Origin of the sequence: Legionella londiniensis, from assembly GCF_001467825.1 — a bacterium.
Classification (GTDB): domain Bacteria; phylum Pseudomonadota; class Gammaproteobacteria; order Legionellales; family Legionellaceae; genus Legionella_A; species Legionella_A londiniensis.
In genome coordinates, this window is sequence record NZ_LNYK01000019.1 from 53,100 (window position 1) to 68,022 (window position 14,923).

Sequence of the window (14,923 nt, forward strand, 5' to 3'; positions counted from 1 at the left end):
GCATAGCATTGCGAAGTAAGCCAGGTTTCCTGATGAATTTTGAGCAAGGAAATAGAGGTAATATAGGTCGATTCAGCGGGTTTTCCCAGGTGATTAATGGGGATGGTTTTAAGCTCAATACCAAGGTTGCAAAAGTCAGGGGCAGCCTTATTGCCCGCTGCCGCACCCAGTGCCAGCTCAATTGCCTGCCCTGCCCAGCCTTTTCGGCGCAGGGGATTTTCAGGTATACGTAACTTTAAAAAAGCAGCCAGTTGGGAGAAACTCATTCCTTCCAGATGCTGGCAAGCACATAACAGTTCATTCTCGTTTTGAAAGTTTTTTATGTCTATCGTCATCACAGGTTTCATGGCTTTCTTTCAGCTCAACGCTGAATGGCGGAATTGGCGGCTTCACGCCTGCTGCTTTGAATTGGGCGGTAATTGCAAACAATGCCTTGGAACGCACTTCAAAACGGGTATGCAATTGCACATTGATAAAATAGCGTACCTCAAATTCAATTAACGCTTCATCAATTTGCTTTAAAAAAACCTGCGGCATCGGATCACTTAAAATTTCAGGAATAATCGCTAAAACATCCAGAATCAACTGCTGAATCATCAAAGGATCATCACAGCGGTTCACCTTGATCGGAATAACTGTACGCACAATATTATCCTGGTGGGTCCAGTTGGTGAAAGGCTTATTGAATGTTTCTGCGTTGGGTATTAAAACCTCCATGTTGTCCCATGACGACACCCTCATAGAGCGAATGCCGATATGGGCCACACGCCCTTCATATTCGCCAAGCGTAATTAAATCCCCTTCCCGTACCGGCCGCTCAATTAAAAGCATGATGCCGCCAATGATGTTGCTGGCAAAGTCACGCAAGCCAAAGCCCATCCCTACAGCGAGTCCCCCAAGAATCATGGACATCCCGCTGAAATCAATTCCGAGGACTCTAAGGGTGATAAAGCTTCCAATTAAAATGACAGCATACTGAGTAAATACGGAAAGGCTGTTACGAACGCCCGCATCGCGGGCGTTACGGTATAACCAGCGATAGCAAAATTCCCTGGTCCACTTCGCAGCCCATAAGAAAATAAATAAAAGTATGATAAATTCCGTGGTACTGATGAGCGTAATACGAATGCCTGAAACATTGACAAAAGGATAGTGACTAAATTGTTTTAAGCGCTCCATGACCCAGGAGTCGTAATACCAGCCAAAGAGCTGAAAAATCAAAATAACGCTTAGCACCAGAAGCAAAACTTTAAGGATCTTGTCCAGAGGTTTCAAAAAGACCTCAATCCATAACCACCCATTGCGCAAGGAAGAAATCATCCATTCGGATAACAGCTCAAGCGCGTCAATAAAAATCCCGCGCATTAAAATATAGCCGGTAATAACCATCAATACATACATTTGATACCAGCTCATTGTCCAGGCCAGATTCATATAACCTGCCAGCCCAAACAATGCCGTGGTCAATAGCGTCATTGGCACAAGAATAATTAACAGTTTGACGGCATTTTTAATATATCGCTTTTTGGCTTTAAGGATGGGGCGCAGCAAATGAGGAATTAAATCTTTGCTTTTCCAAATCACAACGGCGAGCGCAAGTAAAAACAACATGAATAAACGATTAAAAAGATCCTGCATGATAGGAAGCAAGGGCAATTGATGGCTGAATACCATCAAGGCAGTCGTCCATCCGCCTGCCGTTAATAACCAACGTAATCTGTGATAAAGACGCACATCTTTTCCTGATGCATCGCTGATTCGTTCCAGCAGAGTCAATCGTGCTATTAGAATTAAATTGCGAAAGACAAGCCACACCAATAATAAATTGATAAGCAACCGATAATTAGAATAAGAAATTCCGTTAAGGAAAAAAATAGCGACAATCAGCGCAATTCCAGCTAACTGGTAAATATTCCGATGCAGTAATATCAGGACGCCATCATACAAGTGCGCAGAAAGTCTTGAACGTGCCTTGTCCTGGGTTATCGCTTTCAGCAAACGGTTTAAAACAATCGCAGACACTAAAATCAAAATGAGTCCCATCCAAAAAAAGCTCTTTTGCAGACTATCCTGCCAGAGGTATTTTTCCTTAACTTTCAGGGTCAATAATTTCAAATAATTGTATAACTGCGCTGGAATGGAGAGAAACTGCTTGAAGATGCCCGGCAGGCTGTCCAGATGATAATCTGAAAGGGTCTGGCGAGCTGAGATGACTTTTTTTAACTGTTGCTGCCTGTATCCCAATTCTTTTTGCAGATTTTTTTTCTGAGCAGCAATTTCATGCAACCGGGTATCTATGGTTTTTTGCAAATTGAGCAGTTGCTGTCTTTGATCACTTTGCGCCAGAATACGCTCGCTTTTTAATAAATCCGCCATTTTTTTTAAAGATTCACTCATGGAATCAAGCTCGGCAATTGCGCTTTTATAGGAGTCGATGATCGATTGAATTGATTTCACATCTTGATTTTCAAGAAGCTTATAATCAAACTGAATGAGATTTTTTCTTAGTTGCAATTCAGTAATTCGATGTTGAATGAGAATAATAACCTGATTATTAAGCAAGATTTTAGCTTCATAATTGATGCGTTCATTAAAACCGGCATCAGCTTTTTTTTCTTCCTGCAAGCGAATATTTTTTTGATAGATTTTATTTCTGGCCGATTCAAGATCCTCGATGCGTTTATTCAACTGGGCATAGCGATCCTGAACCTCAAACTTCGCCTGCCACAAATCGAGTTGGCGCTGGACCTCAACCAGCGCTTTGCGATATTGATCAGCCAATGAAAGATTGTCTGAGATAAGATCAAGGGCTTTTTTGTTTTCTGACAGATGTTCATTAATCTGGCTGATTTGCTCCTCATCAATCCGTTCTTCGTGTTTTTCCAAAGGCAATTGCTGTAATTTTTTAAGACGTTGCAGTAAATCTTGCTGCTGGTCCTGATGATTAGCCAAAAATCCCTGAAGATTTTCTATTTTGGCCCGTATAAGTGTCAGCATTAATTCGTTTTGCTGTTTTTTGACAGTAACATCTTTTTTATCTTTTGGAGGAGAAAATTGCTTTGCCTCTTGAATGGCATGGGTCAAATCAGCCTGTTCACGGGCCAGATATTCAATAAATTGATTATTCTTATCTGATTTAAGCGAAAGAGACCAGCCGTACGCAGAAAACAGCAGCAAAAGCAACAATAAAAAGAAACGCCTCCACAATAACCATGAAGACGTTTTCAGCATACTTGAATCAAGACTTCGTAGCGGTCGCAAAGCGTATTCCCAGTTCGGTCAGTTGCGCATTGCCTGCGGGAGCCGGAGCATCCGTCAGCAAACAGGAAGCAGATTGCGTTTTGGGAAAAGCAATAACATCGCGGATCGTATCAGAAGCAGTCAAAAGCATTGCCAATCGATCAATGCCTAGGGCAATTCCGCCGTGAGGAGGGCAGCCATATTGCAACGCATCCAGCAAAAAGCCAAATTTATCCTTCGCTTCCTGTTCCCCAATGCCTAACAATTCAAACACCGCCTGCTGCAATTGCGGCTGATGGATACGGATCGAACCGCCTCCAATTTCATAACCATTTATCACAATATCATAAGCCTTGGCCAAGGTGCCAAGCGGATTTTGCTTCAATGCCTCAATGGATAAATTGCGCGGTGAGGTAAAAGGATGATGCAAGGATTGCAACCTATGGGTTGTGGAGTCGAGTTCAAACATAGGCCAGTCAATTACCCAAAGCAAATGCCAGCCGGTGGCCACCAAATCACAATCATGCCCAAGTCTAACCCTTAAGGCCCCCAAGGCTTCATTGACGATATTTTCCTTATCGGCACCAAAGAAAATGACATCGCCGGTTTTTGCCTGCAGGCGATCCAGTATCGCAAATACAGTCTCTTGGCTTAAAAATTTCAGGATTGGAGATTGCAGCCCCTCAATGCCCCGGTCCAATTCATTGACCTTAATGTAAGCAAGTCCTTTTGCGCCATAAATACCAACAAATCTACCGTAATCATCAAGTTCTTTGCGAGTTAGCCGGCACCCTTCAGGAAGCCTGATGGCTGCAACCCTGCCTTCAGGATCGTTTGCTGCAGATGAAAATACTTTAAAATCACAGTCCATAACCAAATCGGCGATATCAACCAATTCCAGTGGAATGCGAAGATCGGGTTTATCGCTGCCATAACGGCGCATTGCTTCATGATATGTGATGCGCGGGAGCGTTTCCGGTAATTCAACCTGCAAGACATCAAAAAAGACCGCTTTTAATAAACCCTCAATCAGGTTGAGAATGGCTTCCTCATCAATAAAAGCCATTTCCAGGTCAAGCTGGGTAAACTCCGGCTGCCGGTCAGCGCGTAAGTCTTCATCACGAAAACAACGGACAATCTGATAATATTTATCAAAGCCCGACATCATCAGCAATTGCTTAAACAATTGGGGAGATTGCGGCAATGCATAAAATTCTCCCTGATGAATGCGCGAAGGCACGAGATAATCTCTGGCGCCCTCTGGTGTCGCTTTGGTCAACATAGGAGTTTCAATATCGATAAAATTTCGTTCATTTAAGAAATTTCTTATGCATCGGATCATTTGATGGCGGACAATGAGATTTTTTTGCATGTCTGCCCTGCGTAAATCAATATAGCGGTAGCGATAACGCAAATCCTCGCTCACATTCTGGTGTTCATCAGGCAAAAAAGGCGGTGTTTGCGCCTGATTTAAAATGGTCAGTTCTATTCCAAGTACCTCGACACGACCTGTAGCCATTTTTTCATTAATCATGCCTTGCGGGCGATGCCTTACCTGTCCTTTAATTCGAACCACATATTCATGGCGGAGCTTTTCAGCGACAGCAAAAACATCTTCATATTGGGGCTCATAAACCACCTGCAATAAGCCTGAACGATCGCGAATATCAAGAAAAATCACACCGCCGTGATCGCGGCGGTTATGAACCCAGCCACACACGCTGACTTCAGCGCCAACCATTGTTTCATTTATATCAGTGCAATAATGCGATCTCATAATACAGCCTATTTGGAAGGTGAATGTTTAAGTTCAAATGCCTCAGGTGACAAAGGTTGCATCACTCCCAGGGAGATAATAAACTTCAACGCCTCATCAATGGTCATTGACAATTCAATCACATCAGACTTAGGGATGACCATCAAAAAACCAGATGTAGGATTGGGTGTCGTTGGGACAAAGATGGAAAGCATCTCGGTTCCTGTATGGCGATTGACCTCTTCTGTTGTAATGCCTGTTTGAAATGCGAGACTCCACATTCCTTTTCGTGGATATTCTACCAAAAGCACCTTGCGGAACGCCTCGCTGTTGGTTGCAAAAATAGCATGAATGACTTGCTTGGCGGCATTATATATAGAGCGTACCAAAGGAATGCGCGCCAATATGGATTCGCTCCAGCGAACAAGCCGTTGCCCTAAAAAATTGGTTGCCAGCAAACCGGTTATAACGAGCAACAACAAGGATAACACAACGCCGAGCCCCGGCAGATGAAAACCAATCAATTGCTCAGGTTGATAAGCCCTCGGTAATAGCGCCATCGTTTGATCGAGCAAATCAACAATAAAACGCAAAATGACAAAGGTAACCAGAATGGGTAACCATACAACCAATCCGGCAAGAAGATAACTGCGTATCGATTTACTTTTCAATCGGTTTCACCTTTCTTTTTGCTTGTATTTTCAGCAGAAGATGGCTTATCACTGCTTTTCTCGCCAGATTTCTCTTGCGTTGCATCTTTTTTATCCGCTTTTTTTTCAGGCTTATCCTTGTTTTTAAAATCCGTAACATACCAGCCTGTTCCCTTAAGCTGAAATCCTGCAGCAGATACCAAACGCTGGGCTTGATCTTCAAAACAAATTGGACATTTTTTAACTGGATCATCATGAATTTTTTGCATTAATTCAAATTTATGTAAACATGAAGCGCATTGATATTCATAAATTGGCATAGAACCTCCCATTCTCTCAAGTAAGCTTGTTTTTATTTACTTGATAGCACACTGATTATTGCCAACGCGATTAACAATTTGATTAATGGCAACGCAATAAAATAACTGAATTATAGCTGACAATTCATTGCTAAAACAATAAGAATAACGATTCGAGCGTATCCAAATCGATTCCAGCAAGGCTTATTCATGATTACGGATAAAAGCAGGGAAAATCCAAAAAAACTCGGGTTTGCTCACTGCGTGACCGATGATTGCAAGTCGCGGAAAACTTAATTTTTTTGATAAAATCTCAATATTTTCTTCCAATGCCGACATATCCGCTTCAAGACAGTTGGCGACCCAACCAGCACATACCACACCGCGTTGCTGCATCACAGCAGCAGTCAAGAGTGCATGATTCAAGCATCCAAGACGCATACCGACTACCAGGATAACAGGAATATTGGTCAATTCTAAAAAATCAAGCCAGGTTTCCTGCTCATTCAAGGGAACCATGAGCCCCCCCGCACCTTCTATCAATAAATAATCCAAATGGGAAAAATCATCTTTCAGACAGAACTCAGCAATTTTTTGCGCAGACAAAGCCCTGCCCTCGCGACTTGCTGCAATATTCGGCGACACGGGTTCTTTTAACCGCCATGGGCATATATCCCCCACGGGATGCCTTGTAAACTGATTCAGCAGACTGACATCCTCATTTTGCCATTCTCCCTTTTCCCACACACAACCGCTGGCTACAGGTTTGATGGCCGCAGCTGCCTGTTGCTTGCTATTTAAATAATCAAGCAATTGGCAGGTTACATAAGTTTTTCCGCAATTGGTGTCAGTGCCGGTAATAAAAAAACGTTTCACCATAAAAATTTCTCAAGTTCAGCGATAAATTGATCAGGATGCGATAAAAAAGGAGCATGTGCTGCCCTTGGTAAAAGAATATAACTGAATTGGGGATAAATCTTACCCATGGCAGACATGGTCAAATAAGGCGTTATGGCATCCAAACGGCCAAATAGATAGCAAACAGGGATATCAAGGGAAAAAAGATCCTGACGCAAATCCCAGTGCAGGAGCAATTCCAATCCAGCCTGCAATCCTTCAAGCGCAGGAGGATGGGCGTTAACCACAACGTCCGTCTGCCCCTGCAATTGCAATTTAATAAATTGGGCAAGCCCTTTTTCAGGATTTTGGGTAAGGTTTTGATAGAAGGCTTGAAAAATTCGTTTATCAACACCCGGCCAGCCAATATCCTTGATGAACCGGGGTGAAGTCGTAACATTCATTAAATGAGTGACGATCTGCGGTTCTTCAAGCGCTAAGCGCGTGGCAAACATCCCTCCCATGGACCAGCCAACAAGCGCAAATCGATTGGGCAGCTCTCTGGTTAATGAAAACTTGAATTGTTCCCATGCCATGGATGGTGTCAGGCCAAAACCTGGCAAATCCACTAGAAAAAGTTGATGATGCTTTTCAAGTTTTGCAATCAAGGGATGCCAAATATGACTGTCAAATCCCCATCCGTGAAAAAACACCAAAGGCTTGCCTTGGCCATGTATAGTCAAATTAACGTTCATGATGATGCAGACTGGAAAATAAAAGGTTAATGTCGTCTGGAGTATGATTGTAATTTAAAATAACCCGCAATCCAGTCTCCTGTTTGTTGACAGTGGGTTGACGAATGGGGAAACACATTATGCCCTGCTTCTGCAGCATGTCAGCATAGCTCACAGCCCGTCTGGGGCAGCCAAGGTGAAGCTGTTGGATTGGGGTATTGGAATTCCGCCATTTGAGTGGAGACTGGCTTATGGCATGTCTGAAATAATCCACCAAAGTTAAGAGTTTCTTTCTCTGCATATCTGCTTGCTGCACAATCTTTAATGTTTCAAGGAGGCCATAAGTATAGGCTGGACTCAAAGCTGTGGAATAGATATAAGGCCTTGCGCATTGCAGAAGCGCTTCTATCCATAATGATTGCCCGGCTACGACAGCACCCGATGCCGCCATTGCCTTTCCAAACGGTATCACCCGCAAGGGAACCTCATTTTGCGATAATCCAGACTCAACGACAGAGCCTAGTCCTTGCTCGCCAAAAACACCAAATGCATGCGCTTCATCGATCACGAGTTTGATGCCGCGGCTTCGAGCTATTTGCGCGATTTCTGGAAGTTTCGCTTTCTGCCCGCTCATGCTAAATACGCTCTCGGTCATTATCACTGATCCTTCAGGAATTTGCTTAATTTTTTTGCAAAAATCGTCCAGATCATTATGCAAATATCTGGAATACTCAGCATTAGCAAATTTTAGGCCATCATAAACAGACGCATGGACTGCCTTATCAATCAGCACATGGGCCTGGATGCTGGCTAACAGTTGGGCAACGCTTAAATTGGCCGCATAGCCCGACGTAAACAAAAGGCAGGCATCCACTTTTAATGCTTTTGCAAAAGTTTGCTCAAGCTCGCGGTGAACCGGATGGTATCCCCCAAGCAGCATGGAGCCGCCACTACCGGCCGGAAGGTTATTTGCGCCAATACAGTAAGCAGCTTTGATGCGTGCATCATTACGTAACGATAAATAATCGTTACTGCTGAAGCTGATTGTTTGTTTGCCGGATGCAGAAAATCTGCATTTTCTATACAATCCCAGTTTCTGCTGCTGGCTTATTAACTGATTGAGTTTTGTATCCAGCATAAAGTCAGCTGCTTTCCTCAACGCCGTGCATGCCAAGCCTTGCAAGTAGGGCATGATCTTTATCAAATCCGGGATTCTCTTTTGTCAAAAGCTTATTGCCGATAAAAATTGAATTGGCTCCGGCAAAAAAACAAAGCGTCTGCAGCTCATCGCTCATTTCTGCCCTGCCTGCGGTCAAACGGATCATGCTTTCTGGCATCAAGATTCTGGCAGTTGCAATGGTACGCACCAGCTCAATACCGTCAACAGGCTTTGCATCAGCAAGCGGTGTGCCTGCTACCGGTATCAGGCGATTGATGGGAACACTTTCAGGAGGCGTATCAAGGTTGGCGAGAGTACATAAAAATTCAATCCTGTCCATGCGGCTCTCGCCAAGCCCTAAAATTCCTCCGCAACAAACACTTATACCGGCATCCCTTACGTGCCGGATGGTCTCAAGCCGGTCGCTGAATTTTCTGGTAGAGACGATTTTTTCATAATAGTCAGGCGAGGTGTCAATATTATGATTATAAAAATCAAGACCTGCCTCTTTAAGCTTCAATGCCTGCCCTTCGCTCAACATGCCTAAAGTCATGCAGGTTTCAAGGCCGAGCTTTTTTACCCCGGCAATCATTTCAGCCAATTTTGGCATGGCTTTTTCCGGCGGACAACGCCAGGCAGCTCCCATGCAAAACCGGGTTGCGCCGTTTGCTTTTGCTTCTTTCGCCTTGTCCAGCACCTCATCCAAAGACAGCAGCTTTTCTTTTTCTACTTCAGTCTTGTAATGACCGCTTTGTGAACAATAACTGCAATCTTCCGGGCAAGCTCCTGTTTTGATGCTCAGCAATGTAGCAAACTGCATCTTTAAGGGGTTATGGTATTTCCGATGAATTGTATGAGCTTCATACAGCAATTCATGAAATGGCTGCTCATAAATTGCTGCGACTTGTTCTTTGCTTAAGCTTTGCTTAGCCATTGTGCTTCCTGTGGATTTTTCTATGCAGGGTATGATACAGTCGCACCATTTTATGTCAACTAAATTTTTCAATCATGGTTAACATTGAGCGCTTGATTCAACGGGATCTAAAACATGTCTGGCATCCTTGTTCGCAGATGAAAGACTTTGAGCACTTCCCGCCGTTTGTGGTATACGATGCCAAAGGAAGCTATTTGCATACCAATCAAGGCAAAATAATTGATGCCATATCAAGCTGGTGGTGCAAATCATTGGGGCATGGTCACCCTGAAGTCATTTCAGCCATTCAGCAGCAATTGTTATCATTTGAACACGTGATTGCCGCCAATTCCACGAACGAAAAAATCATAGAACTGGCAGAAACATTATCCGCCATCACAAAAAGGCAACACGTCTTTTTTGCGAGCGATGGCTCATGCGCTGTTGAAATTGCTATGAAGCTTGCCATTCAAGCCTGTCAGCATAAAGGACAAAATAGGCGGCTTGAATTTGCCTCATTAAAGAATGGTTACCACGGTGAAACATTAGCCGCATTAAGCGTGAGCGATGTGGGGATCTACAAAAAACCATTCCAGCACTTTGGCCTCAACTGCCATTTTTTACAATCGATTCCCTACGTCACCGGCAAAGACGACCCGCTCTGGCATGACAGCTCCAGTGAATGGGCAAAAGCCCTGCTGTTTCTCGAGCCAATCAAAGAGAAGCTTTGTGCCATTATCGTTGAGCCTATAGTCCAGGGCGCAGGAGGCATGTTGTGCTACAGCGCGGATTTTTTGAAAAAACTGGCATTATGGGCCAAGCGCAATGAGGTTTATCTAATCGCTGATGAAATTATGACCGGATTTGGGCGAACCGGAACCTGGTTGGCTCTGGAGCATGGAGAAGTCAATGCTGATTTCATATGTCTTTCCAAGGGGCTAACATCAGGCAGCATTCCCTTAAGCGCTGTTCTTATTGACAATCCAGTCTATGAGTTGTTTTATGATGATTATCATTCAGGGAAATCATTCCTGCATTCCCATACCTATAGCGGCAATCCCCTGGGCGTCAGCGCTGCTTTGGCAACAATACGGTTTATGCAATCGAACAGGATTATCGAAAAAGCAAATGAGACGGGAAGTTATTTATGTGAGCGATTCACCTCAGTTGCTCAACAATCAGGCAAATTAAGCAATATTCGATCTCTTGGCGCCTGGGTAGCAGGCGATCTGGAATGCACAGAGCATGAACGGTTCGGCTTTGAAATTTATCAGGAAGCGCTAAAACGCGGGGCTTTCTTACGCCCTCTCGGAAATACCATCTATTGGCTGCCGCCCTTAACCATAGAGCATGATACCATTGATAAATTGGCAGAAATCACCTTAGACTCTATTCATGCCGTCTATCAAAAAAGACATAAAGCCTGATTATGGATAATACATGAAGGATCATAAAAAAAAGCGTTCCCATGCTTTTTTAATACTGAATATTTCATGGGGAACGCTCACAATAGGGCTCTTTATTGTTTTATTGTACTCAAATTGGCAAGTCAGCCAGTTAAAATTTCAGCAAAATTTGTTGCACACCGTAGAAAAAGCTGGCAATCAGATAGATGGACTGATTCAATCGCTTATGCAATCCGTTTATCGCTTGCCGATTCATGATGAAAATTACCGGGAATGCACCGAAGAAGATTTGCAACATCTGGTATTTAACCATCCGGAGATTTCTGCATTAGCCATCAAAGATAAAACTGGAAAACCAATATGCAGTTCCATCAAGCTTAAAAATCATTTGTTAATTCAGAGTAAAGCAGCGTTCGCGATGGATGGTCCGCTGAGTATCAGCGGACTTGATCTCCCTGTTTTCCTTTTTCAGCAACGTCTCGGCAACTATTATCTGCAAGTGTATGTATTGGAAGAAGTTCTGGCGAGGCATTTGCGAACTTCTTCAAGATTGATTCAATCAGTGTGGCTGTTTGACAACAACAAAAAGAAAATTATTTTGTATCTTGAACAAAAGAGAGAGCAGCCCGCCCCGATTGCAAAGAAAACTGAATATCCTAACCTTGCCGAGCTGCCCGATATCACCCAACCGCATGCCATCAAAACAAAATTATCTACTCTTGATGATGTTGACCTTTATATGTCAGCGCTCCCCGAGAAACTGCAACGAAGCGCCTGGCGTGAGGAAGGACTGCTGGCGCTTTTGCTTTTTGTCCTGGCAATCATGATTTATTTTATGTTAAGGCATTGGGTTAACAAGCGTTTCTCGCTGCGTCGCGCCATCAAAACTGCAATTAAAAACGAACGATTTTACCCGGTATATCAGCCTATCATGAATAAAAAACTGGGGATTTGCTGTGGCGCCGAAGTGCTGACCCGCTTGAAGTCTCATGAGCATGAAGTCATTTTGCCTGACTTGTTTATTGAGGATGCCGAACAATCCGGGTTGATTATCCCTATCACCTTGCAGTTAATTGAAAAAAGTTTTCAGGATGGCCAAAGTTTATTGAAAAATAATGCCAATTTTTATTTAAGCTTTAACCTTTCTGCCATTCATTTTAAAGACAAGCATTTTTTTGATTCATTTTATAAGCTATATAAACAATACGGGATATCGCCGGAGCAAATTATGTTTGAAATTACCGAACGTGATTTGTTGATAAGGAATGATGCAGTCTTGCTCAATCGCATGGAAGCTTTACGCAAAGCCGGCTTTTTGCTGGCTGTAGACGATTTTGGCACAGGACACGCCAGCATAAGCTATTTACAGCATTTTCCGTTTAATTACCTAAAAATTGACCGATTGTTCATTCAGGCAATTGGCACCGGGGCAATTACCGAGAGTTTAAATCAATCCATTATCCACATGGCCAAAAATCTCAAATTAAATATTATTGCAGAAGGCGTGGAAACCGAGGAACAAGTGCAATTTTTACAGGAAAATGACGTTCATCTTATGCAGGGTTGGTATTTTGCGAAGGCTATGAATCTAAATAAATTACAATCTTTCATAAAGGGAGTTAATCATGGATAGCCGGCAATTGTGCTTTGTTCCGATGCTCCTTGCATCCTTTGCTTTGCTTGCAGCCGGTGTCACCATGAAGGACACAGGCAGCTATTGGCTTTGTAAGGCATACGACAGTAAAAATAATCAATGGATAGCCAAAAGCCCATATAGACGGGTCGCTATGAATACTGCCTATGAAGGATGTAAAAAACAAAGCCAATTTCCCAAAACCTGTAAAACCGCCAATGAGTACTGTGAAGACATTATCAAAGGGGGTATTGCGCAACACGGCTGGCAATGCACAGCCATGGATAAAAAGGCAAAATCCTGGGTTAGTGATGCCTATCCAGAGCGTAATCAGGCAGTTTTGGGAGCCAAGGCCTATTGCGAAAAACACAGTGACATTCCTAACAGTTGTTATGTTAATTTGTTAACCTGCAAAAATTTGCAGACCCCAGGCGAATAGGATTATTTGTGTACACTATTGCTTTAACCGGAAATATTGCCAGCGGAAAATCAACTGTCGCAAGACAGTTTGCCAAGCTTGGCATAACAATAATCGATGCTGATCAAATCTCGAAAGAGTTAACTTCTAAAAATCAGCCGGCCGCGAAAGAAATCGTTCAGCATTTTGGCAGATCAGTTTTAAACGAATCAGGAGAAATAAACCGTGCCGAGCTCAGAAAGATCATTTTTAACTATCCGCAAGAGCGAAAGTGGCTCGAAGAATTGCTGCACCCGCTTATCCGTAAAGAAATTAAACAACAGGTGCAGACGGCACAAGGCCCTTACTGCATCATTGAAATCCCCTTGCTTCCCAAACGGTCTGACTATCCTTATTTAAACCGGATATTATTTATCAAGGCGCCCAAAGATCTGCAACTCAAACGCATTGAAAAAAGAGATCACTGCCCAAAAGAAGAAGCCTTGAAAATCTTACAGGCCCAGGCCTGTGAAGAAAAGCATCTGGCTCATGCAGATGATGTGTTGCACAATGACGGCTCACTGGAAGAATTGCGGATGAAAGTTATCAATTTACATGCCAAATATTTAAAATTTGCCGAAGGGGCATAGAAACGGCCTAAGACGGGCAAGCTTCATGAATTTCAGCTTCGCCTCCAGGCTACTGAATATGCTGGCGTCACAACGGGATTAGACCGCAGGCCGTATGAGGGAATACAGGGATTTTTCAAAATTTATCGGTATCATCTTTTTCATAACTTAAGTCTGATTCATGATCAATTCCGCCTTCTTCGGACAATCGAATTTGTAAACTGACGTTATTTCTGGAATCAGCATAGCGGATTGCATTTTCCTTACTGATTTTTCCTGCTTTATACAAATCAAGGAGGGCTTGATCAAAAGTCTTCATCCCTTGCTCGGTACTCCTTGCCATGACATCCTTGATTTCATCAATCTTGCCTTTTTCAATCAAGTCACTGATATAGGGGGTATTGAGCAAAATTTCTACTGCCGGCACCCGTTTATCTTCTACACCAGGAATCAAACGCAGCGAGATAATGGCGCGCAGGTTAAGCGATAAATCCTGCAATAATTGATGCCTTGCGTCTTCAGGGAAAAAATTAATAATCCGATCCATGGTTTGATAGGCATTATTGGCATGCAACGTCGATAAGCATAAATGCCCTGTTTCGGCATAGGCAATGGCATGCTTCATGGTTGAGCGATCGCGGACTTCTCCAATCAAAATCACATCAGGCGCCTCACGCATGGCATTTTTTAAGGCATTGTCATAATTCAGCGTATCAATGCCCACTTCGCGCTGATCAACAATTGATTTTTTGTGGCGGTGGATGAATTCTATGGGATCTTCGATTGTGAGGATATGCCCATGCTCATTGCTGTTGCGGTAATCAATCATGGAGGCAAGCGCTGTCGATTTACCAGTACCGGTACCGCCCACTACCAGAACAAGGCCGCGCTGTTCCATCACCACTGTGCGCAATATTTTGGGCAGATTCAATTCTTCTATAGAGGGGATAGTCCCTTTGATATAACGAATAACCATCGCCACTTCACCGCGCTGACGAAACACATTGACCCGGTAACGGCCAACATTGTCGACCGAAATGGCCATGTTTAATTCCAGGTTGGCTTCGAACTCTTTCTGCTGGGCATCGCTCATCAGTGACTTGGCTATTTCTGCCATCTGCTGGGGTTTAAGTTCACTCTTTCCGAGAGGAGAAGTGATCCCTTCAATTTTGATATGTGGAGGCGCTCCTACGCTGAAAAACAAATCAGATGCCCCCCTGTCCACCATCAGTTTTAAAAACGGAATAATATCCATCTATTAACCTTATTT

The 14,923-nt window shown here is 43.4% G+C and carries 14 protein-coding genes; 4 read left to right on the plus strand and 10 right to left on the minus strand.

The features are described 5' to 3' along the window. The 9 genes from Llon_RS11765 to bioB all read right to left on the minus strand — a co-directional run. On the minus strand, positions 1-266 hold a 266-nt coding region (locus Llon_RS11765), incomplete at its 3' end, for a MutH/Sau3AI family endonuclease (protein WP_420324214.1). A 31-nt stretch (positions 267-297) separates the two neighbouring features. Next, positions 298-3,231: a mechanosensitive ion channel domain-containing protein gene (locus tag Llon_RS08035; RefSeq protein ID WP_058529555.1), complete on the minus strand. Its 2,934-nt coding sequence runs from the start codon at positions 3,229-3,231 to the stop codon at positions 298-300. Positions 3,232-3,238: 7 nt separating this feature from the next. After that, complete coding sequence (gene aspS, locus Llon_RS08040) at positions 3,239-5,017, minus strand: aspartate--tRNA ligase (RefSeq protein WP_058529556.1); 1,779 nt, start codon at positions 5,015-5,017, stop codon at positions 3,239-3,241. Between the two features lie 8 nt (positions 5,018-5,025). After that, positions 5,026-5,667 (minus strand): DUF502 domain-containing protein, encoded by a 642-nt coding sequence (locus tag Llon_RS08045; RefSeq protein WP_058529557.1) that lies wholly within the window; start codon positions 5,665-5,667, stop codon positions 5,026-5,028. Continuing rightward, positions 5,664-5,966: an FmdB family zinc ribbon protein gene (locus Llon_RS08050; RefSeq protein WP_058529558.1), complete on the minus strand. Its 303-nt coding sequence runs from the start codon at positions 5,964-5,966 to the stop codon at positions 5,664-5,666. The genes Llon_RS08045 and Llon_RS08050 overlap by 4 nt, the downstream gene beginning before the upstream one ends. A gap of 183 nt (positions 5,967-6,149) precedes the next feature. After that, on the minus strand, positions 6,150-6,821 hold the full coding sequence (gene bioD / locus Llon_RS08055) for a dethiobiotin synthase (RefSeq protein WP_065238307.1): 672 nt from the start codon (positions 6,819-6,821) through the stop codon (positions 6,150-6,152). Next, complete coding sequence (locus Llon_RS08060) at positions 6,818-7,537, minus strand: alpha/beta fold hydrolase (RefSeq protein WP_058529559.1); 720 nt, start codon at positions 7,535-7,537, stop codon at positions 6,818-6,820. Before Llon_RS08060 ends, bioD begins: the two co-directional genes overlap by 4 nt. After that, positions 7,527-8,654, minus strand: a complete 1,128-nt coding sequence (locus Llon_RS08065; protein WP_058529560.1) for an aminotransferase class I/II-fold pyridoxal phosphate-dependent enzyme — start codon at positions 8,652-8,654, stop codon at positions 7,527-7,529. Before Llon_RS08065 ends, Llon_RS08060 begins: the two co-directional genes overlap by 11 nt. Positions 8,655-8,658: 4 nt before the next feature. After that, the gene (bioB, locus tag Llon_RS08070; protein ID WP_058529561.1) at positions 8,659-9,609 is read right to left on the minus strand and encodes a biotin synthase BioB; all 951 of its coding nucleotides are present in this window, start codon (positions 9,607-9,609) and stop codon (positions 8,659-8,661) included. Between the two features lie 74 nt (positions 9,610-9,683). Here bioB and bioA point away from each other — a divergent pair, with 74 nt between their 5' ends. From bioA to coaE, 4 genes are read left to right on the plus strand one after another with little or no spacing between them, the layout of a single operon-like run. Continuing rightward, on the plus strand, positions 9,684-11,015 hold the full coding sequence (gene bioA / locus Llon_RS08075) for an adenosylmethionine--8-amino-7-oxononanoate transaminase (RefSeq protein WP_058529562.1): 1,332 nt from the start codon (positions 9,684-9,686) through the stop codon (positions 11,013-11,015). A gap of 13 nt (positions 11,016-11,028) precedes the next feature. Then, positions 11,029-12,627 carry an EAL domain-containing protein gene (locus Llon_RS08080; RefSeq protein WP_058529563.1) on the plus strand — a complete coding sequence of 533 codons (1,599 nt, stop codon included), beginning with the start codon at positions 11,029-11,031 and terminating at the stop codon, positions 12,625-12,627. Next, the gene (locus tag Llon_RS08085) at positions 12,620-13,066 is read left to right on the plus strand and encodes a hypothetical protein (RefSeq protein WP_058529564.1); all 447 of its coding nucleotides are present in this window, start codon (positions 12,620-12,622) and stop codon (positions 13,064-13,066) included. Before Llon_RS08080 ends, Llon_RS08085 begins: the two co-directional genes overlap by 8 nt. An 8-nt stretch (positions 13,067-13,074) precedes the next feature. Further along, positions 13,075-13,674 carry a dephospho-CoA kinase gene (gene coaE, locus Llon_RS08090; protein WP_058529565.1) on the plus strand — a complete coding sequence of 200 codons (600 nt, stop codon included), beginning with the start codon at positions 13,075-13,077 and terminating at the stop codon, positions 13,672-13,674. Positions 13,675-13,789: 115 nt separating this feature from the next. Here the strand turns inward: coaE and Llon_RS08095 are convergent, their stop codons facing one another. Next, positions 13,790-14,908 (minus strand): PilT/PilU family type 4a pilus ATPase, encoded by a 1,119-nt coding sequence (locus Llon_RS08095; RefSeq protein ID WP_058529566.1) that lies wholly within the window; start codon positions 14,906-14,908, stop codon positions 13,790-13,792. Between the last annotated feature and the right edge of the window lie 15 nt (positions 14,909-14,923).

Excerpts from the sequence above, each read along its gene's own strand:
- Llon_RS08035 (WP_058529555.1), bottom strand. The coding sequence starts at position 3,231 with ATGCTGAAAACGTCTTCATGGTTATTGTGGAGGCGTTTCTTTTTATTG.
- aspS (WP_058529556.1), bottom strand. The coding sequence starts at position 5,017 with ATGAGATCGCATTATTGCACTGATATAAATGAAACAATGGTTGGCGCT.
- Llon_RS08050 (WP_058529558.1), bottom strand. The coding sequence starts at position 5,966 with ATGCCAATTTATGAATATCAATGCGCTTCATGTTTACATAAATTTGAA.
- Llon_RS08060 (WP_058529559.1), bottom strand. The coding sequence starts at position 7,537 with ATGAACGTTAATTTGACTATACATGGCCAAGGCAAGCCTTTGGTGTTT.
- Llon_RS08065 (WP_058529560.1), bottom strand. The coding sequence starts at position 8,654 with ATGCTGGATACAAAACTCAATCAGTTAATAAGCCAGCAGCAGAAACTG.
- bioB (WP_058529561.1), bottom strand. The coding sequence starts at position 9,609 with ATGGCTAAGCAAAGCTTAAGCAAAGAACAAGTCGCAGCAATTTATGAG.
- bioA (WP_058529562.1), top strand. The coding sequence starts at position 9,684 with ATGGTTAACATTGAGCGCTTGATTCAACGGGATCTAAAACATGTCTGG.
- Llon_RS08080 (WP_058529563.1), top strand. The coding sequence starts at position 11,029 with ATGAAGGATCATAAAAAAAAGCGTTCCCATGCTTTTTTAATACTGAAT.
- Llon_RS08085 (WP_058529564.1), top strand. The coding sequence starts at position 12,620 with ATGGATAGCCGGCAATTGTGCTTTGTTCCGATGCTCCTTGCATCCTTT.
- Llon_RS08095 (WP_058529566.1), bottom strand. The coding sequence starts at position 14,908 with ATGGATATTATTCCGTTTTTAAAACTGATGGTGGACAGGGGGGCATCT.